This window comes from Gulosibacter hominis (genome assembly GCF_904842695.1).
Taxonomy (GTDB): domain Bacteria; phylum Actinomycetota; class Actinomycetes; order Actinomycetales; family Microbacteriaceae; genus Gulosibacter; species Gulosibacter hominis.
Window position 1 is genome coordinate 1 of record NZ_CAJGWQ010000022.1, and the last position, 23280, is coordinate 23280.

General features: G+C 63.4%; 31 protein-coding genes and 1 pseudogene. 23 read left to right on the forward strand and 9 right to left on the reverse strand.

The window, feature by feature from the left end:
* Nucleotides 1-251, reverse strand: a 251-nt coding sequence (locus JMV54_RS10145) for a hypothetical protein (protein ID WP_201518804.1), incomplete at its 3' end; no start/stop codon positions are given.
* 184 nt (nt 252-435) lie between these two features.
* On the opposite strand from JMV54_RS10145, the gene JMV54_RS10150 reads away from it, so the two are divergent.
* From JMV54_RS10150 to JMV54_RS10175, 6 genes are read left to right on the forward strand one after another with little or no spacing between them, the layout of a single operon-like run.
* Nucleotides 436-762, forward strand: a complete 327-nt coding sequence (locus JMV54_RS10150; RefSeq protein ID WP_201518805.1) for a plasmid mobilization protein — start codon at nt 436-438, stop codon at nt 760-762.
* A gap of 4 nt (nt 763-766) precedes the next feature.
* Nucleotides 767-2164, forward strand: coding sequence for a relaxase/mobilization nuclease domain-containing protein (locus JMV54_RS10155; RefSeq protein ID WP_201518806.1), 1398 nt, complete (start codon nt 767-769; stop codon nt 2162-2164).
* Nucleotides 2161-2712, forward strand: coding sequence for a DUF3801 domain-containing protein (locus JMV54_RS10160; protein WP_201518807.1), 552 nt, complete (start codon nt 2161-2163; stop codon nt 2710-2712). Before JMV54_RS10155 ends, JMV54_RS10160 begins: the two co-directional genes overlap by 4 nt.
* Nucleotides 2709-3011, forward strand: coding sequence for a hypothetical protein (locus JMV54_RS10165; protein ID WP_201518808.1), 303 nt, complete (start codon nt 2709-2711; stop codon nt 3009-3011). Before JMV54_RS10160 ends, JMV54_RS10165 begins: the two co-directional genes overlap by 4 nt.
* Nucleotides 3008-3490: a hypothetical protein gene (locus JMV54_RS10170; protein ID WP_201518809.1), complete on the forward strand. Its 483-nt coding sequence runs from the start codon at nt 3008-3010 to the stop codon at nt 3488-3490. The genes JMV54_RS10165 and JMV54_RS10170 overlap by 4 nt, the downstream gene beginning before the upstream one ends.
* The gene (locus JMV54_RS10175; protein ID WP_201518810.1) at nt 3471-5309 is read left to right on the forward strand and encodes a VirD4-like conjugal transfer protein, CD1115 family; all 1839 of its coding nucleotides are present in this window, start codon (nt 3471-3473) and stop codon (nt 5307-5309) included. The genes JMV54_RS10170 and JMV54_RS10175 overlap by 20 nt, the downstream gene beginning before the upstream one ends.
* Here the strand turns inward: JMV54_RS10175 and JMV54_RS10180 are convergent.
* From JMV54_RS10180 to JMV54_RS10210, 7 genes are read right to left on the reverse strand one after another with little or no spacing between them, the layout of a single operon-like run.
* Entirely contained in the window at nt 5306-5932 is a 627-nt protein-coding gene (locus JMV54_RS10180) for a hypothetical protein (RefSeq protein WP_201518811.1), read from the reverse strand. The two genes, JMV54_RS10175 and JMV54_RS10180, sit on opposite strands and share 4 nt — an antisense overlap.
* An 8-nt stretch (nt 5933-5940) precedes the next feature.
* Complete coding sequence (locus JMV54_RS10185) at nt 5941-7533, reverse strand: aggregation-promoting factor C-terminal-like domain-containing protein (protein WP_201518812.1); 1593 nt, start codon at nt 7531-7533, stop codon at nt 5941-5943.
* Nucleotides 7530-9977, reverse strand: a complete 2448-nt coding sequence (locus JMV54_RS10190; RefSeq protein ID WP_201518813.1) for a VirB4-like conjugal transfer ATPase, CD1110 family — start codon at nt 9975-9977, stop codon at nt 7530-7532. The genes JMV54_RS10185 and JMV54_RS10190 overlap by 4 nt, the downstream gene beginning before the upstream one ends.
* Nucleotides 9913-10308, reverse strand: coding sequence for a PrgI family protein (locus JMV54_RS10195; RefSeq protein WP_201518814.1), 396 nt, complete (start codon nt 10306-10308; stop codon nt 9913-9915). Before JMV54_RS10195 ends, JMV54_RS10190 begins: the two co-directional genes overlap by 65 nt.
* A 5-nt stretch (nt 10309-10313) precedes the next feature.
* Complete coding sequence (locus tag JMV54_RS10200; RefSeq protein WP_201518815.1) at nt 10314-10958, reverse strand: hypothetical protein; 645 nt, start codon at nt 10956-10958, stop codon at nt 10314-10316.
* Between the two features lie 14 nt (nt 10959-10972).
* Nucleotides 10973-11824 (reverse strand): VirB6/TrbL-like conjugal transfer protein, CD1112 family, encoded by an 852-nt coding sequence (locus JMV54_RS10205; protein ID WP_201518816.1) that lies wholly within the window; start codon nt 11822-11824, stop codon nt 10973-10975.
* A 13-nt stretch (nt 11825-11837) separates the two neighbouring features.
* On the reverse strand, nt 11838-12041 hold the full coding sequence (locus JMV54_RS10210; RefSeq protein WP_201518817.1) for a hypothetical protein: 204 nt from the start codon (nt 12039-12041) through the stop codon (nt 11838-11840).
* Between the two features lie 326 nt (nt 12042-12367).
* On the opposite strand from JMV54_RS10210, the gene JMV54_RS10215 reads away from it, so the two are divergent.
* From JMV54_RS10215 to JMV54_RS10295, 17 genes and pseudogenes are all read left to right on the forward strand, one after another.
* Nucleotides 12368-12655 (forward strand): ArsR/SmtB family transcription factor, encoded by a 288-nt coding sequence (locus JMV54_RS10215; protein ID WP_201518818.1) that lies wholly within the window; start codon nt 12368-12370, stop codon nt 12653-12655.
* A gap of 39 nt (nt 12656-12694) precedes the next feature.
* Nucleotides 12695-12946, forward strand: coding sequence for a hypothetical protein (locus tag JMV54_RS10220; protein ID WP_201518819.1), 252 nt, complete (start codon nt 12695-12697; stop codon nt 12944-12946).
* A gap of 180 nt (nt 12947-13126) precedes the next feature.
* Nucleotides 13127-14998, forward strand: coding sequence for a hypothetical protein (locus JMV54_RS10225; protein ID WP_201518820.1), 1872 nt, complete (start codon nt 13127-13129; stop codon nt 14996-14998).
* 261 nt (nt 14999-15259) lie between these two features.
* On the forward strand, nt 15260-15658 hold the full coding sequence (locus JMV54_RS10230) for a hypothetical protein (RefSeq protein ID WP_201518821.1): 399 nt from the start codon (nt 15260-15262) through the stop codon (nt 15656-15658).
* Between the two features lie 83 nt (nt 15659-15741).
* The gene (locus tag JMV54_RS10235) at nt 15742-16113 is read left to right on the forward strand and encodes a single-stranded DNA-binding protein (RefSeq protein ID WP_201518822.1); all 372 of its coding nucleotides are present in this window, start codon (nt 15742-15744) and stop codon (nt 16111-16113) included.
* 124 nt (nt 16114-16237) lie between these two features.
* Entirely contained in the window at nt 16238-17026 is a 789-nt protein-coding gene (locus tag JMV54_RS10240) for a ParA family protein (protein WP_269144595.1), read from the forward strand.
* Nucleotides 17023-17382, forward strand: coding sequence for a hypothetical protein (locus JMV54_RS10245; protein ID WP_201518824.1), 360 nt, complete (start codon nt 17023-17025; stop codon nt 17380-17382). Before JMV54_RS10240 ends, JMV54_RS10245 begins: the two co-directional genes overlap by 4 nt.
* 29 nt (nt 17383-17411) lie before the next feature.
* Complete coding sequence (gene nrdH, locus JMV54_RS10250; RefSeq protein ID WP_338085385.1) at nt 17412-17645, forward strand: glutaredoxin-like protein NrdH; 234 nt, start codon at nt 17412-17414, stop codon at nt 17643-17645.
* A gap of 577 nt (nt 17646-18222) precedes the next feature.
* The gene (locus tag JMV54_RS10255; RefSeq protein WP_230972919.1) at nt 18223-18465 is read left to right on the forward strand and encodes a glutaredoxin domain-containing protein; all 243 of its coding nucleotides are present in this window, start codon (nt 18223-18225) and stop codon (nt 18463-18465) included.
* A gap of 67 nt (nt 18466-18532) precedes the next feature.
* Nucleotides 18533-18955, forward strand: coding sequence for a hypothetical protein (locus JMV54_RS10260; RefSeq protein ID WP_201518825.1), 423 nt, complete (start codon nt 18533-18535; stop codon nt 18953-18955).
* 129 nt (nt 18956-19084) lie between these two features.
* Nucleotides 19085-19246 carry a hypothetical protein gene (locus tag JMV54_RS10265; RefSeq protein ID WP_201518826.1) on the forward strand — a complete coding sequence of 54 codons (162 nt, stop codon included), beginning with the start codon at nt 19085-19087 and terminating at the stop codon, nt 19244-19246.
* Between the two features lie 13 nt (nt 19247-19259).
* Nucleotides 19260-19622 carry a hypothetical protein gene (locus JMV54_RS10270; protein ID WP_201518827.1) on the forward strand — a complete coding sequence of 121 codons (363 nt, stop codon included), beginning with the start codon at nt 19260-19262 and terminating at the stop codon, nt 19620-19622.
* A gap of 11 nt (nt 19623-19633) precedes the next feature.
* Entirely contained in the window at nt 19634-19888 is a 255-nt protein-coding gene (locus JMV54_RS10275; RefSeq protein ID WP_201518828.1) for a hypothetical protein, read from the forward strand.
* Between the two features lie 109 nt (nt 19889-19997).
* Nucleotides 19998-20162: pseudogene (locus tag JMV54_RS10845) on the forward strand (helix-turn-helix domain-containing protein); the annotation flags it as partial.
* Nucleotides 20163-20669: 507 nt separating this feature from the next.
* Entirely contained in the window at nt 20670-21803 is a 1134-nt protein-coding gene (locus tag JMV54_RS10285) for a nucleotidyl transferase AbiEii/AbiGii toxin family protein (protein ID WP_201518829.1), read from the forward strand.
* 61 nt (nt 21804-21864) lie between these two features.
* Nucleotides 21865-22515: a hypothetical protein gene (locus JMV54_RS10290; protein WP_201518830.1), complete on the forward strand. Its 651-nt coding sequence runs from the start codon at nt 21865-21867 to the stop codon at nt 22513-22515.
* Nucleotides 22512-23075: a recombinase family protein gene (locus JMV54_RS10295; RefSeq protein ID WP_201518831.1), complete on the forward strand. Its 564-nt coding sequence runs from the start codon at nt 22512-22514 to the stop codon at nt 23073-23075. The genes JMV54_RS10290 and JMV54_RS10295 overlap by 4 nt, the downstream gene beginning before the upstream one ends.
* On the opposite strand, the gene JMV54_RS10300 is transcribed toward JMV54_RS10295, so the two are convergent.
* Nucleotides 23072-23280, reverse strand: a 209-nt coding sequence (locus JMV54_RS10300) for a hypothetical protein (RefSeq protein ID WP_201518832.1), incomplete at its 5' end; no start/stop codon positions are given. The two genes, JMV54_RS10295 and JMV54_RS10300, sit on opposite strands and share 4 nt — an antisense overlap.

Below are 23280 nucleotides of genomic sequence, written 5' to 3' on the forward strand. Positions count from 1 at the left end.
CGTCGTGCGCGCACGACGCGGGCGAGGTCTTTGGGAAGTCCCAGCTGCTCAATCGCATCGCCGCGAGAGAACCCAAGATCGGTGAGTGCATCCACCGTGTCCCGGAGTTCGTCACGCAGCGCCGCGAACTGTTCGGCCTTCAAGATCGCTTCGGAGAGGTCATTCTGGATGCGCTGTAGTCGCTCGAATTGATCGGCCAGCGCTGCTGCTGCACGATCCTTCGCTGTTCGTTTCTTCTCGGCTGTGGTCATCGCTGGTGATCCTTTCTGAATGGTCATCGACCCCATCGGTGCGGCCGCATCATCCACCCTAGATAACGGAGGGTGTTTGCGCTACTGTGAGGGGGAGCAAGCATAGCGGGTGTAATACACACCCACTCAACCTTCGGTTGGCTTGTTGGGAGAACCCAAGCCCCATAGAGAGAACGAGGTGACCGTGAACCGCACTCGCACTGTCGGCAAGTCGCTGTGGTTCAGTGATGCGGAATGGGAGGCGGTGCAGGCGCGCATGGCGGCGGCCGGCATCGACTCGTTCAGCACGTTTGCTCGCGTGATGTTGCTCAATGGTGAGGTGCGAGTGGATCGGAGTCGGCACGATGCGTCGCGCATTCTTGCGGCGCTGGCTCCGATTGGCAACAACATCAATCAGATCGCTCGGCAGGTGAACACGGAGAAGCATGTTCACCTCGATCAGCTTGACCGGGTGCATGAATTGATGCGGTCGGTGCAGTCGTTGCTGCGAGATTCGGAGTCGGGGGAGTAGCGCTGTGGCTGTCGTGAAGGTCAAGCAGGTGCACGCGACTGTGGCTAAGGCGGTGGCGTATGTGCTCAACGCTGAGAAGACTCACGACGGTGCGCTGGCGGCAAGCAATTGTGTGCTCGATGCGAACGATGCGAACGCGGTTGCTGAGCAGTTCGAGTGGATGCTTTCGCAGTCGCAACGAGGGTCGATTACCTCGGGGCGGGAGGTGCTGTCGCACCACGTGATTCAGTCGTTCAAACCTGGTGAAGTGACCGACGTTGAGGCGCTACAGATCGGTGTTGAGTTCGCGGAACGCATCACGGGTGGTGACTATTTCTATGTGGTCGCTACGCACACTGACCGTGACCACGTACACAACCACATTCACATTTGCCCCGTGCACACGACGACGCACCGTAAGCTGCGGATGCAGCGCCACACGCTGCACGAGTGGCGTGCGATTAGTGACGAGCTGTGCCGTGCACGCAGCTTGTCGGTGGTGCCCCCGCAAGCGACCCGGAATGTTCGGCCGAGCTTGGGGGAGTTGCACGCACAGTTCGCTGGGCGAAGCTGGCGTGACCAGGTGCGCCAACTGGTCGATGATGCAGCGGCGACTTCACGAAGCTGGGACGAGTTTCAAGGCCAGCTCGAACGCGACGGGATGCGCGTAACTGTGCGCAATGGGTACGTGACCTATCAGCTTCCTGGGCAAGAGCGCGCGGTCAGGGACTGGCGGTTAGGTGCCGGATATGCGTTACCGGAAGTGATGGCTCGACTCGGGCGTGAAGTGGTGCACGAGTACTCTGTGCAGCCCAGCATGATCGCCCGCGACCGGTCGGGAACTGGGCACGTTGTGGCGCTGCCATACACGCACGGTGAGCTGCGCTTCCGGGTGCCCGACGAGGCAGTGGTGACCGGCTCGAAGTCAGTTCGCTTGTTCCTACGTGACAATGAAGTGGTGCCGGTGTTCACCCGCAATGGCGAGTTCGCGCAGATGTTCTCGCGCGACCAATTGGAACTGTACTTGTCGCCACAAACGATGCGAGTTGGCCAGCGCACTGAGCGATTGTCACCGCAAGGCAAGAGCGAACGCCACACGGCATTCCTTGCGTATCGCGCGCGCGAGGCGCAACGCTTGCGTGACACCACGGCGGCCTGGTCGGTGGAGTTCGAGTACGGGCACGACCGGGCAAGCATTGTTGAGGCCATTCACGATCTGGGCGAGCGCCAGCGGGAGCTGGTGGCCACCCAACAGCGGCTCTACGACGACATGGCCGAGGGCCGTATTCGTCCCGACGTGTACGCAGAACAGGCGAGTGCACTGCGCATCGAGCTGGACGAAGTTTCTCGCGAGCTGCATCGACTATCTACCGCTGAACGCACTGCATCACTGAGTCAATCTGACCAAAGGAGAGCACGATGAGTCTGACCGATTTTGGCGCACAAGCCACACTGCAAGCTACCGACAAAGGCGTCAACCTCCTGGTGGCGCTGGGCAACGCCACACTCAAAGGTGTGACGCACAGTTTGCGGGCCGCAGCGCAGCTGACCGCACAGGCGCGCACTAAACACTTGAACACCGGCAAGATGACGGTGAAGCGTCTGCACAACGTCGAGGGCGGCGGCATTCAGCACGCTGAAGTGCCGCGTGAGTTGTTCGCAAGCGTGCAGCAAGAAATGCGTCGAGCTGGCGTCAACTTTTCGTTGGAGAAAGCCCCCGACGGTCGCGCATATCTGCACTTTTCGGGCAACGACCTGGCCTCGGTTGAGCACGCCTTGAATCAAGCTCGTGCCCGCGTGGCAAAGCAGCTCGGGATGGAAGTCGGAACCGACCGCGCCCCCAAGGCGGACGGGCCGGAGAAGATCACCACCGAGCGATTGCGGGCAGATCAGGAACGCGCGCAATCGGCTCGGCTGGATGCGCCGACGCCGGATGCGCCGCAGAAACCGAAGCGAGCACCGCAGCGATGACCGACGACGTACACGTGCTCTTGCACGGCACCTTGGCAGAGATGCCACGCCAACGGCGCGGCATCTGCCGCGCGCGCGTGCAGGTGAGCATGCACGACGGGAGTGAGCCGGTTGAGCAGCTGATCGTGGGCACTGGCGAGCTTGCCCCTGTGATCGCTGCATGGACTGAGGGGCAAGCGGTGTTCGTGCGTGGGGTGCTTACCCGAGACGATGACTTGCCACCCACTGATGCGCGTGCCTGGGCGGTTGAAGCTCGGCACGTTGGTGCCGAGCAGCTGCCCGAGGTGCCCTCGACATGAGCTTCCGAGTATTGGTGCGCAGTCACACTTCGCGTGGCCCGGAGCGCCGCGAGGCTACCACGGGTGAGTCGCGCGCAGGGTTGGTCAACGCGCACGATCACCCGACGGCCACGCACGTGACCGCACTGGCCGGGTACCGCGTGATGCCCGCGCATGTGGTGCAGGTCGGCTCCATGCTGATGGTCGCCCCAGCGACCCCGAGCGCTACCGACCTGGTGCACCAGTACGTGCAGACTCTTTCCCCGACCGAAACCCACGCGCCTGTGCGTGAAGCTGCATTCCAGGATGCGGCTTCCCGCGGTGACCACGAACAGCACGTGGTCACCGCCGCCATGCTCATGCACGAGTTGCATGAGCGCACCGAAGCCCGTATTTCCGATGATCCCGCGACGACGCAACAGCAGCGGGATGCGATTCACCACCGTGTCCAGCATTTCAACCGTCAGGAGATTCACCACGATGACCAAATCCACGAGTAGCAAAGGTGCCCTCATTGGCGGCGGCATTGCCGTTGTGCTGGTGGCGTGGGCAGCGAACAAACTGTACCAACAGGGCCGCACCGCGATTGCCGATGGGGTGCCCGTGGACGAGGTGGTGCACACCTTGCCCAAGGCGTTCACGAACCCCTTTGCGGTGTCGTTCGAGCAGCCGGACTTGATTGCCGCCGCCGTGGCCGCCGGCATCGTCGCGCTGATCGTGCTGTACAGCTTGACGACGAAGAAACAGATGCGCGCCGGGGAAGAACACGGTTCGGCTCGATGGGGCACCCCAGCGGATATTCGCCCGTTTACGGATCGTAACCGCGCCCGGAACTTGCTTTTCACCAAGACCGAGCGCCTGGCCTTGGACTCGCGCAAGACCCAGCGCAACTTGCACGCGCTGGTGATCGGGTCGAGTGGTTCCGGTAAGACCCGCTACTACGTGCAACCGAACATCGCCCAGTGCAATCAGTCGGTAGTGGTCACTGACCCCAACGGTGAGATTATGCAGGCCACCGGGCAGCAGCTCGAAGATGCCGGCTACGCGGTGCGGTCGCTGAACTTTGTGGACTGGGCACAGTCCGACACGTTCAACCCGCTGGCGTACTTCACCCCGAGCCAGGGTGAAGTGGACGTGCTGATCTTGGTCGAGAACATTATCGCCAACACGACGGGCCGGCGGCCCAGCGGTGGCGATAATTCGTTCTGGGAGAAGGCCGAACGCGCGCTGTTGGCCGCACTGGTGGCATTCGTGTATGGCCGCGACGGTGACAAGGCGACCATGAACGATGTCACCGAGCTACTGAGCGACCTGGAGACGAGCGAAAACGACGAGTCGTTTCAGTCAGTGGGCGACGCGCTGTTCTTGTCGCTCGGGGACATTCTGGACGAGCACCCCACGCACGTACGCGAAGCGCACCCGGAGCGCTACGACGAGGACGCCTTGCTCATGCTGCGCATGTGGGAGTTCGCGTTCGCGCAATACGACATCTACAGCAAGGGTGCTGGCGAGACGAAGAAAAGCGTGCTCATCAGCTTGGGTGTTCGACTCGCGCCGTTGTACATGTCGCCCCTGAAGCGCGTGCTGGGGTCCAACACCGTGGACGCTGCCAGCGTGGGCCAGCGGCCCACGGCACTGTTTCTCATCATGCCCGACTCGCACACGACGTTCTCGTGGCTGCTGGCGGTGTTCTACGATCTGTTCTTCCAGAAGAACATCGCCTTGGCCGACGCCAGCCCCAAGAAGCGCCTGCCGGTGCCCGTGCACTGCTTCATGGATGAGTTCGCCAACATTGGCAAACTGCCGAGCTTCCACACGAAGATTGCGGTGATGCGTAAGCGTGGCTTGGCCGTGAGCGTCATCATTCAGAACTATGAGCAGGGCAAGGCCCTGTACAAGGACGACTGGGAGACGGTCGTCGGCAACTGTGACAGCGTGCTGTTCCTCGGTGGCCGCGAGAAATCCACCACCCAGTGGATTTCCCAGCAACTGGGCAAGGCCACCATCGACTCGCGCGACGAGTCGCGCCAGCTCGGCGGGCGAAGCGGCGGCGGGAGCCACAACTTCCGCAAGCTCGGCCGCGAGCTGCTGTTGCCCGATGAGGTGGCCAAGCTGGGCAGCTTGGAGTGCTTGTACCTGCTGCGCGGTGTGCCACCGTTCCGCAGTCGCAAGCTCGACGCGATTTCCGAGGGCGACTACGTGTACACGCCGCAACCGGTACCCGAGACAGAAGCGCCTGCGCCCGCCGAGGCGGACGCAGGCGCGGAGCCGCGAGAGTTTGACGAGAACGACGTGGAGCTGGTGCCCGAGGCGGCCTAGGGCCGCACGGGTTCGCGCACGTCGATGATGCGCGGCTGGTTCGGATCACTGGTATCGACCGTGTAGTGCCACAAGGCATGCACGGTCGCTACTGTTTCCGCGTCGTCGCCTTTGGGCAGGTGGATGGTGCACTCCACCTGTTGCGACACGTCGATTCGACCCGGCTTTGCCTTGCTTGGGTCACCGGGGACGGTTGCGCCAAGCTCGACGGTCACGTACGCGCCCTCGACGGTGCCGAGGTCGTGTTCCCACGGGCTTTCACGGATGAGGTCAGCTGGAATCAGCCCGTCAAGGCGTGCTTGACGGGCTTCCAGCTTTTCGCCCTGTTCCCACTCGGCCAGGCGCGTGGTGGCCGAACGCACGAGTTCTTCCGCCTTCGGCGGCGTTGGGGTGACGTGGTCGTAGGTGCCCTCCGTTTCCAGCGTCGGTGGCCCCGTTACTGGCGACTCGGTTGCGCTGGCGGTCGGAGATGCCACCGTTTCGGAAGTGGTTGCTGACGTCGAGGGCGGTGCTGCCGTTCCAGGTCGCTGCTGGATGAGTACCACCAGCGCTACTGCGACTGCCACGATCAGCAGCACCGCCCCTAAGACGAACAGCCGAAAGGCGGTTCCGGTCTTTTCCATGCTCGCTCCTAGTACCAGTGTGGATCGTTCGCTTTCCAGAAGTCCAGCGCGCCGCATGGGGTCTGGTACCGCTCCGCGATATAGGAAAGGCCCCATCGGATTTGAGTGTCAGCGTTGGTGCGCCAGTCACCGCCGACACTCGCCATTTTGTCTGCTGGCAAAGCTTGTGGGATGCCGTACGCTCCAGAGCTGGGGTTCTCAGCGTCCCAGCGCCAGCCCGATTCCCCATTCCACAGATCCACCAGGCACTGTCCTTGCGTCTCTACCGACCAGCCGTAGTGCGGGATCAGTGCCATAGCGTGCGCCTTTGCTTGCGCCGGGCTAGGACTTGTAAGGTTGCGGTTCATGTCGTCACCAACCGCCAGGACCGTGCGGGGATTCTTGCGGAATGCCACTAAGCCCGCCGCCGAGTCGCGCTTGGCTTCATCGAGAGTCTTAGTGAAGGTGTAGTACTCGCCGCCACCGTAATTTTCCAAAAGGATGGTGCCATCGGCATATACCGCGCCAACATAGCCAACATGGCCAAACCCGTTGCCGGCGCTGCTACCCCACGCCTGCGTGTTTGCGGGCACCGAGAATATGTCCCCTACTGCCGGTGTATCTGTGAAGTCCCATCCTGGGAGATTGTCGGGCGATGCCCAGTCTTTGCCGTCGCCGCCCGCGGGCGTTAAGTCGTCCCAGTCAAGTTCCCAAGGCTCGCTGGTCACTCCCAAATCGCGGTTGATGCGCCACGCTACAAAGTCGGTGCAGTTGCCGTAGGCATACCGTAGTGGCGACATCTCGTTATATGGTCGATCCTTATACGGGTAATCGTCGCCGACCTGGCCGGGCGTGAAGTTGCCCTGTACGCCCGCTTGTTCTTCCTCGTGGGCGGTGACCCCGCCCAGCCACGGGAACATGGTCACGATCACCGCGAGGACGCCGAGCATCACCGTGGCGATCGCCATGACCGGTGAGGTGGCCAGCGCCGCCCCGGCGGCGAACACGAGTTTCGCGCCGCTCACGACGCTCTGTACCGCGATTTGCGTCATGCGTGCGGCGCCTGCTGAGACTTGTCGCACGCCCACATGCGCGGTGCGACTCGCCGTGGTGACGGCGCGCGAGGACGCGACCCGCTGCGCCGCGGCGCGGCCCAGTACGGCGCTCCCACGTGCTGTTGCGCGGGTGGCCATACCACCCGCGCGCAGTGCGCCCCGGCCCGCGGCTTTCGTGAGCTTGGTCGATGGGGACGCGACCGCTTTGTCGAGCACCCGGTGGGTGACCATCGCCGCTTGTTCGTCCAGCGAGTGATCCTGATGCTCGGACAGTGCGAGTGCGCCGCCGACTGCGACGCCCGCCCCGGCTTTCAGCGCCGCGGCACGGGCGGCCACTGCCGCTCCTGCCGCGGCGCTGATGCTCGCTTCGGGATCGTCGGTCGTCCCGGCGGCCGCGGTCAGCGCAGTCGCGGCCGCCGGGGTGCCGCCGAGCAAACTCGGCGTCTGGGAGCGAGTGGTGGTGGCGCGGGTGCTTGACCCGAGCACGGTTTGTTGTTGCTGGCGAGTTTCGACGGTCAGCCCCGCGGTGCGTCGCGGCCCGAGCACTGAGTTGGCACGCCGGTTCATGCGGGTGCGTCCTCCAAGTCTTTGGCCGTGATCTGTTCCCCGAACTTCGACGAGAACAGCCGGTACAAGCTCGTGTTATCTGGCAGCGTGTTGTCGAACGGCACTACTGCCGATCCGAGCCGCAACAGGCCGTGTCCAGGGGTGACGTTCACGAAGAACGAGGCTTCTTGGTCGCTGAAGTGGAACAGGCGTTGGAGCGTGGCAGCATCGGTAGCGCGCTGTTCCAGCAGCGCCAGCATGTCGCTGTTGGCGAGCATGAGACGCGCCTCGTCACTGGTCAACAGCTCGTCAATGTTCTGCGTCAGCCCGGTGGTCATGACGCCGTACTTGCGGGCACGCTTGAAGATCGATTGGAAGTACCGAGCCGCAAACGGGTTCGAGAACATGACGTGGAACTCGTCCACGTACAGCCACGTGTGCCGGCCAGCCGCGCGGTTGCGCACGATGCGGCCCCACACCTCTTCAAGCACCACGAGCATGCCGAACGTGCGCATGTCCGATCCCAGCTTGGAGATGTCGAACAGCGTGCACCGCGAATCGCGCGATGCGGTGGTTCGGTTCGCAAAGCCCGAGAACGACCCGGTGGCGTACAGCTGCAAGTCGGTCGCCAGCTCGCGCGCCTTCGGTTCTTCATGCGTTGCCAGCGCGTCATGCAACGTGCGCAGCGTGGGCATTTCCCGCTTGCGCTTCGGGGTGCGCAAGAACTGTTCGTACACCTCGGTCACGGTGTGGTCGATGATTGAGCGCTGCGACGCGGTCAAACCCTCGGGGCCACCAATCAGCACTTCGCACATCGACAGCACGAACTCGGCCTTGCGGCGGATCGGGTGTTCCTCCTGCGGGTCGGGGTGCAGCTCCATCGGGTTGATCGACGCGGACGAGGCCGCGTGAATCTCGATGCGCTCCCCACCGAATGCTTCGACTACCGGGACGTAGTCCAGCTCGGGATCAATGAAGATCACGTCATCTTCCGGCCGGTTGAGCAGCACTTGTGCCGCTTCGGCCTTGCCGAACATCGACTTACCCGACCCCGAGGTGCCCAGGAAGAACGCGTTACCGTTCATGGTGGCCTGCCGTGACCCGAGGATGAGGTTGCCGGACAGCTTGTTCACACCGTAGGTGATCCCGCCAGGGTGGAAGATCTCTTGTGTGGTGAACGGCACCATGACCGCGGTCGTGGCCGTGGTGAGGGTGCGGAACAGTGGCAGCTCGTTGCGCCCCAGCGGCAGCGCCGCGTTCAGCCCCGCCTCCTGCATCCACTTGAGCACCGAGAAGTCGCACGAGTGACGACGCCCGGCCTCGCGCACCCGATCCACACGGCGCAGCAGCTCCGCTTTCGACGGGGCGGTGACCATCACCACCACGGTGGTCGAGAACAGCTTCTGGTTCGACGTCTCCAGCTCGCGGCGTAGCTCGGTGGCGTCATCGTGGGCACGCTTGAGCGAGTGGGGAATCAAGTCCATGCTGTACCCCTGCTTCGCGGCCTTCTTTTGCTCGTTTGCGCTTTGAATGTCCATGTCCGCGATGCGCCGGTTCACCATGCGCAGCCCTTCGCCCGGATCCAGCGGTGAGGCGTGGATGGACACCACCAGGTCGGTGTTGATTTCGGTGAGGCTGCGCACGACCTGGTCGGACAGCCACGCGGGCAGCCGATCCAGGAACAGCACTTGCCCGTAGGTGTCGGTTTCGTTGCCCATCACGAACATGCTCTTGTCCGTGAAGTCGAGCGACCACGGGGCCACGACGTCCTTGGACGACATGCCAAGGTCGCCCAGTTCGTCGTAGTTGAACGCGAACTGCGATTCGGTGTCGGGGTGCAGCAGCGAGTGCAGCAGCTCCACCCGGCCGTAGCCGGACACGATTTCGGCCTTGCAGCCGCCCACGCCTCGCAGGTAGGCGATGGATTCTGCGGCGAGCCGCATCAGCTTGGTGCGGGCTTCCTCGAAGTCCTCTGACTCCACCGTGATGGTGGCGAACTTATCCGTGACCGTGTTGTTCCGGCCACGTGACAGTCGGTTGTCAATGATGCGGTTGAACTCGGCGCGGTACTGGTCAAGTCCATCACCGCGTAGCGGCAGTTCCGACTGCAAGCGCACGTCGGACTGGCTGAGCACGCGGTTCACCACGCTGATCTGCACCGTTTGTGATGAGTCGAACGAGTTGAGCCAGGTGGCGTACTTTTCCAGCAACCCGGTTTGCACGTCGTCTGAGGCGATCTGATACGCGATGTCGCCGAGTTTCAGCGTGATCGAGTATCGGTTGCCGCCGAGCCAGCACAGGCCCGATTCGCTGATGCCTTCGTAGTGAATTGCCGCTTGGGTGGTGTTGCGCACCCGCCGCGAGATTTCCTCTTGGCGGCGGCTGCGGCGCTCGCCGGTGTTAGCGGCCTCGTTCTGTGAATCGCTGTTTCCGCCGCGACGGAACAGCCACGATTTTTTGGCCATAATCCTTCTTCTTTCGATCCGTGCGCCACACGGGCTGTTGCCCGTACAACCGCTTCTGCGGCTCGGTGAGGTGGCGCAAAATGAAACTTGCGTATTTTTCGAATGGCAGACCCGCTGGGCGTGCCCAGCCCATGAGTCCGAACGGTGTGGCCACGACTGCTGCGCCGTACACGGCCCAGTCATCGAGGCCGATGAGCCAGAGCAGGGCGTACACGCCGCTACCGAGCACCAGCGCGAGGAAGGCGCACAGCAGCTGTCGCCAGGACATGCCCATGATGACCTTGGCTTGAAACGCCGTGATCTCGTCGTAGACCTTCATTTCTTGTGCCACGGTGGTTACGCATCCTCTACTGTGAACGTCTTGGTGTGCTCGGCGATCCCGCGCTGTTCCAGGGTGACCGTGCGACCGTCCTCGCTCACTTCCACGACAAACGGAAAGCGCGACTCGCCATTCCGCCTGATGAGGACCAGTTCATGCGTGGACTCGTCAAACTCCCACTCTTCGAATCGCTCCGAGCCAAGTCGCAGTGAGCATCCGCTCTTGCCTGGCTCTGAGAGTTCCTGCACGGTGCCGTCGAGGCTGAACTGCAACTCGCACAGCTCGAACTCGTCATCGCCCGCACCGGTGACGTCGCCGGCTTCGGCGCGCCACACCTTGTTGTCCAGCAGCGGCTCCAGCTCGGCAAACGCTTCTTGCGCTGCTTGGGATTCTGCCGCCCAGGTTTCTTCCTGTTCTTTGCGGTGCTGTTGGCGTTCCTCGTTCTTGGATCGTGCGCCTTCCAGCAGGTCGTTGACGGCTTCTTCGGATGGGGCCTGGTCGATTTTGCCGGCCCACTCCAGGCGTTCGTTTTCGCTCAGCTCCTCGAACGTCCAGACCTCGGCGGCGGCTTGTTCTTGGATGGAGTCGAGCGACGGGGCGCAGCCCGCCACCGCGAGGGTGGCAGCCAGGACGACGGCCCCGAGGGTGGTACGACGGTTCATTGCGGTTCCTTTCATCACAGCCCCACCAGGGCCTTGGCCATGCGGTTGGAGCCGAGCACCAGTGCGATCAGCAGTACCCCGGCCAAAAACATCGGCCCGAAGTTCGCAATCGCCCAGCCCGACAGTGCCTGATCCTCGCCCGGTGCACTGATTCCCCAACCTTGGTTGCCAGCAAACGAGGTGAGTACCGAGTAGAAGTACAGCGCCAACATGAGTGTGGCCCCGTGGAGCGCGGCGGCCGCGTAGTGCCGCAGATATCCCACGGCGACGCTCTTCGTTTCGGGGTTGGCCATGAAGGCCACCGGCAGCGTGGCGAACGCGGACAGCAGGTACAACTCCACGAAGCGGAGCATCGCCACCACCAGCGCAATCAAGCTGCCGAGCGAGGCCACCATGAACGGGAGCAGCACGAGGATGAAGAAGCCCACCTTGTCGATGACGTCCGCGCCCTCGATGTCCTCTTTCATCGAGTCACCCAGGTTCGTGCCTTCATCCGTGGCTTCGTCGGTCACACCCGCGATCCCATCAATGATGGTGCTCGCGATCTCGTTCATTGCGCCGAGAATTTCTGGCGCGTGCTGCACGGCGACGATGAGCAGCACGAACTTGAACATCGTGCCCGCGATGAGCTTGACGCCCATTTGGTTGTCGTTCTCGATGTGGCTCGACACCCGAGCCAGCTCGACCACCAGCATGATTGCCAATATGACTGCGGAGACGGGTTTCACGACCGACTGCGCGATGTTTTCCATTGCGGCGAACGCAGTTTCGTTGAACGCTCCCACATCCAATTCAAGGATGTCTCGTGCGCCGCCGGTGATCGACCCGCCAATGGCATTGAGAATGCCGACGATCAGGTCATCCATGCGCGGTCACCGCCTACAGCGCGATGGTGTTGAACAGCTGCGCCGCGGCGATGATGAGGCCACCACCTACGGTCTGCCACACCCCCGATTGGGTCTGCGGGCCGTTCTGGTCTTTCAGTCCGCCCGCGAGGGTAATCACTCCCCACACGGCCCACAGGCCGCCGCCAATGGTGGCGAACGTGACAAACAGGTTCAGTAGCGTGTCGAGCATATCCATAGTGATCTCCTATGAGGTGGTGCGCACAATGTGTGCGGGTCTGCGGTTGAGCAGCAATTTACGACGCTGTAAATGAACGCCATGAATTACTGGCTTGTGTTTTACGCCCGGTGGCGCGGCCAATCTAGCGGATATGGGTAACTTCGCGCGTAGTGCGGAAGTCTGAAGGTTCGACGCCGCTGGCTGCGACCCCTTGCCTACGGTTAAACAGTAGCCTATCGTTTAACCGTAGGCAATACGCATCCGGCAAACGTGAAGCTGGCACAATCGAGGGCATGCCCCGCTTTGCCACCCCACGTCTGCCAACGACAGAGAGGCAAGACGTTGTGCTTGGCATTTTCGGCATGAACCCCACCCGCGCGGCACTCATACGGCAGCTCGCCGTGGCCACCGAAGGCCACACCAGTGGCGAGCTGGCGGAGCAGATCGGCGTGGCGTACCAGACCTTGCTCGCGCACCTGCGCAAGCTCGAAGCGGGCGGGCTCGTCCACGTCACCGACGACGCGCGCCCGCTGTACAGCATCGACCGGCACGCGCTCGACGCGGCGCTGGGTGATGCTGTGGGCTACCTCATCGGCAACGACGTTGCCGATGCTGCGACACGCCGCCCCTAGTGCTAGCCCCTCGCCTGGCCTGCGCCTAGATTGACCGCTATGGAAACCGATATCAAGCGACGCCGCCGCGGCACGCGCGTTGATCCTGTCCAGGTCAACTACCAAATCAGCCGTGAAACCAAACTCCAGTTCGAGGCGATGGCGAACGCCGCCGGTGTCTCGAAAGGCGTGTTCTTTGAAGAACTCGTGGCGCACCTGACCGCCACCCAGCTGAGTGATCGGGGTGTCCCGCGCTGGATGCCGCAACCTGAACCCGACGAGAACGAATTGCCCATCCGACTGAGTGCATAAACGAGAGCGGCCCCCGCTCAAGGAGCGAGGGCCGAAGTTCTCTGCTACTACCGCTGAAGTTTGCCGACTGAACCGGTAGCAGCGATGCACCACCCAAAACAAAGGAAAGGAGGTGGCTCCATTATAGGCCCCGCAACGATGCGGGCAAGTGACACGCGCGCGAGTGTCGGCGCGTGGCGCTTGACCCGCCAGCTCAGCCCGCGCCGCCAGGTGCGCGTCGCGGCCACCGATGCCGATGGCACGCTCAATGCGTATCCCCCGCACCTGGTGCGTGCCGTCGACGGCCCCGCACCCGATGCACCGTGGGCAATCTATCTCACCGACGAACGCCACGACTATCGCCTGCTGGCGTTCGACTTTGACGCCAAAACCGATGGTGCCGCCACCGCCGCGCACGAGGCCGCAACCCAGCTCGCCCACGTGGCGAAGGCGGCTGGCCTTGACCCGGTGATCTGCCAGTCTGGCCCCAGTGGCGGCCGGCACGTGTGGTGCGCTCTTGCTGAGGCGATCCCAGCTCAACTCGTGCGGCCGCTCGCGCGCCTAGCAAAGGCGCTGTGGCCGCAACTTGACCTTTCCCCGATCAACAACCCCGCGACAGGGTGTGTGCGCCCCCCCGGCGCGCCACACCGTGAGGGTGGCCGCTCAACTGTGCTGCACGGCGACCTCGACGCGCTCACCAGCCCGCGGGGCACCGCGGCCCAAGTGGCCGAGCTGCACGCCCTGCTGGCCGCACGCGTGAACACCGCGGCCGACGCAATCACCGGCCCCACGGCCGCGGTTGACCTTGACTCGCGCCGCCACCCCTGGATACCCGGCCCGAAGCGCCAGCTCTCGAGTGCGGCGCGCGTCGCCCTTCTGACCGATGCCACCGTTCCGCAGCTCGATGCGGAACGCGACGGCAGCGCCAGCGCCGTGCTGTGGCGCGTGCTCACCGGAGCCGCTGCTGCACACTGGCAGCTGGACGACGTACAGGCGCTACTGGATGCCCCCGGCCTGGAGCACGTGCGCACGCGACGTCGGCCGAGTGGCCCGCGCGTGGCCCGTAGCAAGGACGAACGCCACGCGGTGTTACACCGGCAGTGGCAGCGGGCTGTGGCCCACGTGGCCGCCGGTCGCCGGCCCGCTGGCGATGATCCGACCTTTCCCACGCGCGCCGCCGCGATTGCGGAGCACATCGAGCACGTCCAAGCCCGAGCTGATGCCAGCCCCGGCCGCTGGAGCGCCGGCGGCGGCCCAGCTGACCGTCGAGTACTGGACGTGCTGTGTCTGCTGGCCCTGGAAGCCGTCACCGCCACGGTGGAGGCCGATATTCGCCGAGTCGCACTGCTCGCCGGCGTCGGCCGTGAAACCGCGCGCACGGCGCTGCTACGGCTCTCCGGTGACGGCTGGATCATCCGCACCAAAGCCGCCGAAGGCCCCAACGCAGCACACTGGAAAATCGAGGGCGAAGCGGTTATCCACACGGACATAGCTACTGCCCGGTCACAAGTCGCCCACGCCGCCAGGCACACTCCCGCAACCGCTACGGCTGCTCGAAACGCACTGCTGCTCCACCTGCGCGACCGCACCACCGCTGCTACGCACGATGCGTTCACTCCTGCTGCTCTAGGTTTCCACGCTGGCAACGTCTACGCGCGCTGCACCACTACCCCCGCCACACTCGATGAGTTGAGCTGGCGTACTGGTACCGATGCCCGCGAGCTGCACGCAATCCTGCATGGGCTGGTCGCGGCCGGTCTACTCGAAGGTACCCGTGATGGTTGGCGACGAGCTGACGAAGATCGACGTGACCAGGTGGCCGAGATATGCGGAACTGCTGGCCTGCTGGCTACCCGCGCCGCAGCATACGCGACCGAGCGAGAGCTGTGGGCCTGGTGGCAAGCCGAGCTTGCCTGGATGCACCAGACGAAGGCCGAGCGCGAACAACGACCCGACCCAACTCAACTCGCGCTCTTTACTGCACCACTCCCCCACGGCCCGAGACGCAAACACCCCCGACGACGCGGACGAGCTGATTTCCGAGCTGCACGAGCCGCCCTGGTGGCCACGTAGCCGCACGATGCGCACTCACGTGACCACCACCGCCACCACTTGCGAAACGAACCCAACACCACCCGTAGGCAACTCATCGCGCAGCGATGAGGCGGCAGCCCCTCGCGGCCGCCGGCCGCGCTCACCGCACCAATGGGGCGAATAGTACTATTCCTGAGAGTTCGCTGTGCATGAGCAGAATGGTCTCGCCAGCACCCGTGCCGCTTAGTACTATTAGTACTACTCCCCCCGTTAGTACTAATCATCACCCAAGGAGTTCTGATGGAAATTCTGACCACCGATACGACCACTACCGAAATTGCCGCTGTGCTCGCCGCGAGCTGGACGGGTGCGGCCGAGGTGACTGCCGACCCTGACGTTACCGCCGAGCTGGTGCTCAATGCGAGCGACGCCACCATTCCGGGCTGGCAAACCGAGCATCGCGCTCAGGCACTCGCCTGGGTAGTGCGCTGGACGTGGCACAGCGTGAGCCGGGGGCCACGTCCACAGGTCGCCACCTTGATTCAAGTCACCCAAGGTGGCCGTGCGTTCGGCGAAGGATGGGCGCTGTTTAGTCAGCACGTCGTGCGCGCCGCGCTCACGGAGGATGAAGCCGGCACCGTTGCCAGCCTCATCGCCCGAGGCGCACTGCCTGAGCTGATCGAACAGGAGGAAGTTTAAGCCCCACAAGTACCACTATCCCGATTAGTCCCATTAACCCCAGTAACCCGATTCAGCCTACTATCGACATGAAGGAGCACATCATGAGCACGATTACCCGCACTGGAAACCTGGCCCGCACCCCCGAGCTGCGATACGACAAAGACGGCAAGCCCTACGCCTTCGCTCGCGTACTGGTGACTGACCGCATCCGCGAGGGCGAGGAATTCATCGACGGTGGCACCATCGCCTACGACGTCGCCGTAAACGGCGTCGAAGCTGAGCAGCTAGTCGACGCGGCCGAGCGCTGCGGCAACATCCGCGTGTGGTTCACCGGCCCCTATCGCGTGCGCGAGTGGACGAACGACCACGGCGAAACCCGACTGGTGCACGAAGTGCGCAACGCGAACATTGCCGTGTCGCTGCGGGGGCAGCGCGTGACTGTGGAGCGCGCCACCGGTAACGATGCCGATTAGCGGCAACCGTAGCCAGGCGCGGATCGACTCGACCGCGCCTGGCTGCACCCGGCAGTTTGCGGCGCAAGGTGTCGGGCTGATTGGGCTGAATAGTAGTATTAGGGACAATGGAGAGTGACTTGGAATGATTCTTGCGTTCTGCAACCAAAAAGGCGGAGTGGGAAAGTCCACCACCGTGTTTCACCTGGCCCGCGCTGCGGTGACCCGTGGCGCGCGCGTGCTGGTGGTGGATGCTGACCCCCAAGGCAACATCACGAGTGTGCTCACCGACGGCATCGAGGCCGGCGACGCCGGCCTTGCCGATGCGCTGAGCGCACATTCCGAACTGCACCTCCCTGACGTGCTGCTGCCCGGCATCTGGGAAGGACTCACCGTGGCCCCAACAGCCGGTGGTGCGCTGAGTGGGGTACGTGACGAACTGACGACTTCGACCGCGCCGGGCCGTGAGTCACGCTTGAAAGCTGAGCTGGCAAAAGTTGCCGCCGAGTTTGACCTAGTGCTGATTGATTGTGGCCCCGCGCTCGATCAGCTGACGATTAACGCGATGACCGCCGCCGATGGAGTGGTCATCGTGACCCAAACGAAGCTCTGGAGCGTCAACGGCCTGGCCCAGCTGCTCACCACAATCAACGGTGTGCGCCAGTGGTACAACCCACAGCTGGAAGTTGCCGGCCTGATCGTGAACCAGCACGAGCGGCACACCCTGGCCGGGCTGCATTGGGCAACTGAGCTGAACGACGCCGCCGACGCTGCCGAGCTGCCGATGCTGGCCCCGAAGCTGCCGAAGCGGCAGGCAATCGCCGATGCGAGCGAATCGTCACGTGGGCTGGACGAAGGCGACAACGCCGAGCGCGAGCTGCACCAGATTTACGTTGGCTACCTTGACCAGCTTGCAGAAAGGATGAACCGATGAGTACCAATCGACCGACCCGCAGGAAGTCGCAGCTGGGAAACCTTACGCCGCTCAATCCGAACCGCCCGCAGACGGCTACTGCCACTCCGAAGGCACCACCGACGGCGCGGCCCGAAGAATCGACTACGGCGCCACGCCGAACGAAAACCGCCTATTACGCGACCCGCGAGGAAAACGAACGCATCCGCGCCGCGTTCATGGCCGGTCGGGATAAGTACGGGTGGCGAAGTTTCACCGAGTTTCAGCTGCACACCATGCTGGAGCGCGTCGCCGAGCTAGAGCGCGAGCTGAACGACGGCGAACGGTTTGATGGAGTCCCCGCAGGCGAGGCACAACGCGGCCGACCACTGGACTGATGGATACCACCGCAGGCATGTCACCGTTGATGGTTTACAGCACGCCGCAGTGCATGGCGTGCAGGATGACCTCTCGCCAGCTCGACGCCGCTGGCATCGAGTATCGGGTGATCGACGTGAGCGCCGATGACCCGGCCCGCGAGTACGTGCAAGACCTCGGATACAGTGCCGCGCCGGTGGTGGTGGTTTCTGATGATGAGCACTGGAGTGGGTTTCGCCCCGATCTGATTGCCTGTGTCGCCAAGGCGAGAGGGTGCGGTTAGCGCGGCCGGTGGCCGCGAGGGGCTGCCGCCTCATCGCTGCGCGATGAGTTGCCTACGAAGGGTATTGGTGACGATCCCGAGGCACAGTCACGTTGGGGGAGTGGTGCGAACCAACAGAAGGAGAAATTGCGCCGAAATACGTGTGGGGCCAGGTCGATGACCTGGCCCCACACTTCCGGTGTAAAACACGGTGGGGCGCAGACCCGCACCAGTGCTATTTTCTCGTGGTCATCGGAGAGTCGCAAGAGCGGGCACTAGCAAGCTGGGAAGTGCCGGTGGTCACCCGAGGCCGAGGCCGCGGCCTCGGGGTGGCCACCGACGGGTGGCCACGGGCTGTGTCACGGAGGCCACAGCCTTGGAGCCGCTACGCGGCACTCATTCATTTTTTTGCTGTGGAAGCCTTCGGCAGCATACGGCCCGCCGTCCTACGCGCAAGTGCTTTCGCGGCATATCCTCGCGTCTCTCGCTGCGCTCGGCCGCTCCGGTATTCCACGTTCACTTGCACTCCGGCCTCTGGGCCTAGCGGCGGTAAACCGCCTTCCACAGCAAAAAAAATGGAAAGGAGAGGCAGATGGACATGACGATGACGACCCAGCCCCAGGTGACGGTTTACGGTGCGGAGACATGCCGACAGTGCTGGGCTACCGAGCGAGCGCTGGCACGTGCCGGTGTGGCCTTTGATCGCGTTGATGTGGACAAGGACGAGGATGTGGCCGCGTGGCTGCGCACCGAGGGGTGGAAGGCGTTGCCGGTGGTCACGGTTGATGGTGGCCAGAGCTGGGCAGGCTTTCGACCTGACCTGATCGCCACGATCCGCTAGCCCCAGCGGCCCCCGGCGTGTGTCGGAGGCTGACGAGACAATGAGAACACCAGAAAGGAATCACTCAATGCGATTCGAGATTTACGACGACGAGCCACTGATGGTCGCTGCTGCCAATGAAGCTCGCGCTGCACACCGATCCATGCCAACCGCCGAAAAGAGCGCCGCCAACCGCGAAAAGTTGGAAGCCGTGGAGCGTCAATTCCCGGCAAGCTATCTTGCAACCCGCACGCCCAAACACAGCGACGACCCCTTCCACAACCCGCCAAATGAATATCTGTTCACCTGCTCGCTTGGGGACTTGGTGGCGCTGATTCGTCTGGCCGGTGACCATGATCGGCTTTTGCAAGCTGACATTGAGGACGGCATGGACGATGAGTACCGCACACTCGCCCGCGCGCGCCACCGCCTCACCTGTCTCTATGACGAAGCGTTTGACATTCTGGAAACCCGCGCCTTTGAAGTTAACCGCGACTTTACCGAAGGCTAAGCCGAGAGTTCATCGTGGTGGGGTCGACACGAGCGGCCCCGCCACGGAGAGGCTGAGTGCTATTCGGCCTCACCCCCGTTTGCCGACACTGATTCACCACATAGCCAATCACCACGAGGGATAGGAACAATGCAGAGCATCCACGACTCACTTCTTGAAGCCCAGCGCGAAATTGACGGATTCACCTTTACCCAACTCGATGACCCCAGCCGAGAGTTCTGGCCCGCGGCGTCGAGGCGGCCGCGGGGAGCGCGACACGCCGACGACCGACCGGCCAGCACTCTCGACTGACAGGAACACTCTCATGGCCATCAACGAAGAGACCCGGCAGCTCGACATCGCGGGCGAGCTGGAAGCGACCGCGCGCACGCTCGCGCACTCGACGCGCGGCGTGCCCAAGCCGTTCGAGTCATACCGGCTGCTCGGAGAGCTGAGCGCGACAGCCGACCACCTCGCCCAGGTGCTCGCGCAGCTCGCCACCTGGCACGCCGCCACACAGGACGGCGAGCACTACGACGGCGAAGACGGCGGCCGTACCGGCAGCCCGCAGGCGGCCGCCGACGAGCTGCACGCCGCAGCTCGCGCCGTCACCGAGGCATCCGAGCACATTCGCCGAGCGCACGCGCACAACGGCGTCGTGCGCTGGTACGAGACGCCGCAGGGGTAAGCGAGGCACCGATGTTCGGCACCCCGCTACAGACCGCCGTCCTGCTCGGCATGGTCGCCCTGTTCAGCGCGGCCGCCATCCTGCTGTGCATCGCGGCCGTCATGATGGCCATCGGCACCGTGCAGCGCCTCCGCCTCGCCGCCGAACAGCGCACCCTCCCGCCGACCGATCCGGCCCGCCATCGCCGCATTCGGCGGCTCATGTTCATCGCCGCCGCGCTTACCGCGGCGAGCTTCATCCTGTCCGCGCTCGGGCAGATCATCTAACCCCACGGAGGGCATCATGACCTGGCTGCATATCGTCTACTGGATCGGCTGTGCCTGAGTCGGCGGTCGCCGACGCACGGCACCGCCGACTCAGGCGCAGCAGGTCCGACGCTCCGCACGCGCGACCGACGCGCGCAAGGCCGCTGTACTCGCCGCCCTCCGCGCGGGCGGCTCAGTGCGTGCCGTCGCCGCCGACGCTCGCCTCTCCACCAACACGGTCCAGCGGTGGAAACGTGAGGCCGGACTCAGCAACGGACCGGCATCCGTCCCGTAAACGGTCGTTTCTGGGCCGCTGGGCAAGCGCTCAGCGGCCCCCGCGACACGCCGGGGTTTCACGGTCCGAAACCTGGTTCAGAACCTAGCCAGGATCAAAACATGCGGGTTACCCTTTTTGGGACGATGATTGCGCAGTCCGTGCAGCGTGCAGAAACGAGGCAAGAATGTACGACGATAAACGAGTTCGCTTTCGGGATGTGAAACCGTATGCGGTGCCCGCGTCGCTGGAGGATTTGCGCGGCCCGTGTTCAGGGCTTATTGAGCTTCCACACCACGTTCGGTGGCTTGATGACCGGTTCGGGGTTGATGTGGGTGTCTTGGGCCGCCGAGTTATGGCCTACCAAGCTTTGCTTTCAGAAGCGACTGTGGAAGAGCAACAGCGGTTCTTGAACGCTGAGCTACTGATCGAAACATGGCCACAACTCCGAATGGATCGTCGCGTTCGTGAGCTTTGGGAGTCTCGGTTTCCTGTGCTGCGGGAGCGTGCAGCGTGAGCGATGTAGAGATGCAGCGGCAGATCACACACCTAGCCCTTACTGCTGCTGGTCTTGACTCAGATTTTGCACTCGCCGGGTCGGGCGCGATTCGAGAACATGGCTTCATCGAGCGGCCCACGCAGGACGTTGATTTGTTCACTGTGCGCCAAGATACCCCCATGTTTCGTGAAGCGTTACAACGAGTTGAGGGGGCGCTACGGGAGCATGGTTTTCAGGTTGAGCGACAGCGCGATTATGACGGCTACGCCCGGTTAGAGGTAAGGGCAAGTGATGGTCGTCAGACCGAGGTCGACCTCGGTGTGGACTGGCGCGCCAATCCGCCAGTGCAACTCGACGTTGGCCCAGTTCTCTCGCAAGATGATGCGGTCGGAAACAAAGTTGCTGCGCTGTTTTCGAGGGCCGAGGCGCGCGACTATTTGGATGTCGACGCGATACGTCAGAGTGGTCGCTACACCGACGCGCAGCTGTTGGACTTGGCCAGTGTTGCTGATGGTGGCTTCGACCTGGACTGGTTCGCACAGGCGCTTGCTCGTGCAGCAAGTATCCACCCCGAAGAGGTGGCCCCTTACGGTTACGGCATGAGTGACTTGGAGGGCGTGCAGCAACGACTTGGTGAGTGGGGTGCACAGATTGAAGCACGCCACCACCACGCGATCATCGACTCACTTAACCCGACGGGTTCTGTCTTTGCGACCCATGATCCGGTCGCCCGAATGGACGCGCAACTAGGCCCGGACATGACGACATTTGCGGTAACTCATGGGCTGAGTGATGATGCGCAGATTCAGATATATCGAGGCATACCGGCAGGGGTCGACGGTGGGATCGTTCCGGGTGATTTTGTGACCACTGAACGACAGCTCGCGGCCGATTACGCTGGCACTGGTCGGGTGGTTTCAAGAACTGTGAGCGCCGGTGATGTGCTGGACTCTCTGAGTGAGCCGGACGGCGGCGAATACATTTACCGGCCGGGGGCCGCCAAAGAACTTTCCCGGCCCAATGTCGCCGGTGATGAGCTGTCCGGACAGGTGCAGCCCGTGACTGCGGAGGCGCTTCGGCAGCGTTTACAGGATGCCGCGGCGACGCGGCCGACCCCGCCCCAACCACCGAAGCCGGGGCGGTCGATTGGGCCGCAACGATGAGTGTTGTAGGATACGCGCACGTGCGTTCATATGTTGGCTGTGGAAGCGACGAAAGGAATTCATGATGGATCCCATGTTGCCGGGAGAAACCGCCGCACCGGCGGGAGTTCTTGAACTCAATAACGTTGAGCGCGTGGCACTGGCCACCGCGTTGCGTAAGTATGCCGACTACCGAGAGGGCGACTTGTCCTTCGACCTCGGTGAGCGCGCGGCCGAGCTGCACACCGATCCGACCTACGCGTATTCCCAGGACGCAATAGAGAGCGAACTTCGCCGTGAGGAGGAAGTCATGCGCAGGATTAACCAGAAGTTCGCCGTGGCAGCATCACCGTACCGGGACCTTGCGGATCAAGTCGAGGCCACTGGCCGTCTGAACCTCGCCGATTCAGACGTCCGCCGGGCCGTGACCGAGGTCATTGACAATACGGGGTGGGAGGTCGGCGAGGACGCGTATGTGTTGCCACCCGAGCCGATGCGGCGCGTTGTGGAGGCAGTGCAGGCACCTCGCCAAACTTCGCCGGCGCAACGTGATGCGCCTGTTTCTTCGCGAGCTGTCGAAGGGGATCATCAACCGCCCCTCAGCGAAGACGTGAAGCCGGCACCGAAGGTGACGGCCGAGGGGTTGGCGGCGCAGCTCGAAGGAGCTGCACGCGCGCGTGCAGCGACCCCGAGTGCGCCAGCGGTCGACCGCACACGCGGGGTGAGTAGATGAGTTGTGTTGGTTATGCGCGAGTGTCCACGCATGACCAAGACGCCGCCGCGCAGGAGGCTGAGCTAAGGGCTGCGGGTGCTCAGCGAGTGTTTGTTGATTACGCCCAATCAAGCCGCCGAACTGATCGGCCGGAGTGGGAAGCGTGTCTGGATTATTTGCGCAGTGGTGACACGCTGCTGGTGCGCCGTCTCGACCGAATTGCCGGTAGCGACACGATGGCGCTAGAGGTCATCCGCGACTTGGAGAAGCGCGGAGTGAACATCCGTAGCCTGACCGAACCGGTCATTGATACGACTTCACCGATGGGGCGCGCGTTGTTTGGAATCGTGGCTGTGTTCGCGCAGTTGCGCGTTGACACGATCCGCGAAAACACTCGGTTAGGGCTGGCTCACGCACGCGCACAGGGGCGCGTCGGTGGCCGCCCCACGGTGATGACATCGGAGCGTTTGGAAGCTGCCCAAAAGCTCCGTGAAAGCGCACTCAGCTATGCGGCCATTGGACGCGCGCTTGGGGTGGGGAAGAGCACGGTTCAACGCGCACTCGCCCGTGCTGACCGCTAGAGGTTAGTTTCCTCGTTGTTATCTGGCGCGCTGTCCACGCTGTCCGTGGCGGCCGCCTCGGCGTTGCCTGCCGTGCGTCGTCGTGCGCGCACGACGCGGGCGAGGTCTTTGGGAAGTCCCAGCTGCTCAATCGCATCGCCGCGAGAGAACCCAAGATCGGTGAGTGCATCCACCGTGTCCCGGAGTTCGTCACGCAGCGCCGCGA

What these genes read in the sequence shown, in the direction of transcription:
- JMV54_RS10285 (WP_201518829.1), top strand. Translation starts at nt 20,670, where the DNA reads ATGCAGCGGCAGATCACACACCTAGCCCTTACTGCTGCTGGTCTTGAC.
- JMV54_RS10240 (WP_269144595.1), top strand. Translation starts at nt 16,238, where the DNA reads ATGATTCTTGCGTTCTGCAACCAAAAAGGCGGAGTGGGAAAGTCCACC.
- JMV54_RS10180 (WP_201518811.1), bottom strand. Translation starts at nt 5,932, where the DNA reads ATGGAAAAGACCGGAACCGCCTTTCGGCTGTTCGTCTTAGGGGCGGTG.
- JMV54_RS10255 (WP_230972919.1), top strand. Translation starts at nt 18,223, where the DNA reads ATGACGATGACGACCCAGCCCCAGGTGACGGTTTACGGTGCGGAGACA.
- JMV54_RS10190 (WP_201518813.1), bottom strand. Translation starts at nt 9,977, where the DNA reads ATGGCCAAAAAATCGTGGCTGTTCCGTCGCGGCGGAAACAGCGATTCA.
- JMV54_RS10265 (WP_201518826.1), top strand. Translation starts at nt 19,085, where the DNA reads ATGCAGAGCATCCACGACTCACTTCTTGAAGCCCAGCGCGAAATTGAC.
- nrdH (WP_338085385.1), top strand. Translation starts at nt 17,412, where the DNA reads ATGGTTTACAGCACGCCGCAGTGCATGGCGTGCAGGATGACCTCTCGC.
- JMV54_RS10295 (WP_201518831.1), top strand. Translation starts at nt 22,512, where the DNA reads ATGAGTTGTGTTGGTTATGCGCGAGTGTCCACGCATGACCAAGACGCC.
- JMV54_RS10270 (WP_201518827.1), top strand. Translation starts at nt 19,260, where the DNA reads ATGGCCATCAACGAAGAGACCCGGCAGCTCGACATCGCGGGCGAGCTG.
- JMV54_RS10290 (WP_201518830.1), top strand. Translation starts at nt 21,865, where the DNA reads ATGATGGATCCCATGTTGCCGGGAGAAACCGCCGCACCGGCGGGAGTT.
- JMV54_RS10205 (WP_201518816.1), bottom strand. Translation starts at nt 11,824, where the DNA reads ATGGATGACCTGATCGTCGGCATTCTCAATGCCATTGGCGGGTCGATC.
- JMV54_RS10235 (WP_201518822.1), top strand. Translation starts at nt 15,742, where the DNA reads ATGAGCACGATTACCCGCACTGGAAACCTGGCCCGCACCCCCGAGCTG.
- JMV54_RS10210 (WP_201518817.1), bottom strand. Translation starts at nt 12,041, where the DNA reads ATGGATATGCTCGACACGCTACTGAACCTGTTTGTCACGTTCGCCACC.
- JMV54_RS10175 (WP_201518810.1), top strand. Translation starts at nt 3,471, where the DNA reads ATGACCAAATCCACGAGTAGCAAAGGTGCCCTCATTGGCGGCGGCATT.
- JMV54_RS10260 (WP_201518825.1), top strand. Translation starts at nt 18,533, where the DNA reads ATGCGATTCGAGATTTACGACGACGAGCCACTGATGGTCGCTGCTGCC.
- JMV54_RS10245 (WP_201518824.1), top strand. Translation starts at nt 17,023, where the DNA reads ATGAGTACCAATCGACCGACCCGCAGGAAGTCGCAGCTGGGAAACCTT.
- JMV54_RS10160 (WP_201518807.1), top strand. Translation starts at nt 2,161, where the DNA reads ATGAGTCTGACCGATTTTGGCGCACAAGCCACACTGCAAGCTACCGAC.
- JMV54_RS10170 (WP_201518809.1), top strand. Translation starts at nt 3,008, where the DNA reads ATGAGCTTCCGAGTATTGGTGCGCAGTCACACTTCGCGTGGCCCGGAG.
- JMV54_RS10185 (WP_201518812.1), bottom strand. Translation starts at nt 7,533, where the DNA reads ATGAACCGGCGTGCCAACTCAGTGCTCGGGCCGCGACGCACCGCGGGG.
- JMV54_RS10200 (WP_201518815.1), bottom strand. Translation starts at nt 10,958, where the DNA reads ATGAACCGTCGTACCACCCTCGGGGCCGTCGTCCTGGCTGCCACCCTC.
- JMV54_RS10220 (WP_201518819.1), top strand. Translation starts at nt 12,695, where the DNA reads ATGGAAACCGATATCAAGCGACGCCGCCGCGGCACGCGCGTTGATCCT.
- JMV54_RS10230 (WP_201518821.1), top strand. Translation starts at nt 15,260, where the DNA reads ATGGAAATTCTGACCACCGATACGACCACTACCGAAATTGCCGCTGTG.
- JMV54_RS10165 (WP_201518808.1), top strand. Translation starts at nt 2,709, where the DNA reads ATGACCGACGACGTACACGTGCTCTTGCACGGCACCTTGGCAGAGATG.
- JMV54_RS10275 (WP_201518828.1), top strand. Translation starts at nt 19,634, where the DNA reads ATGTTCGGCACCCCGCTACAGACCGCCGTCCTGCTCGGCATGGTCGCC.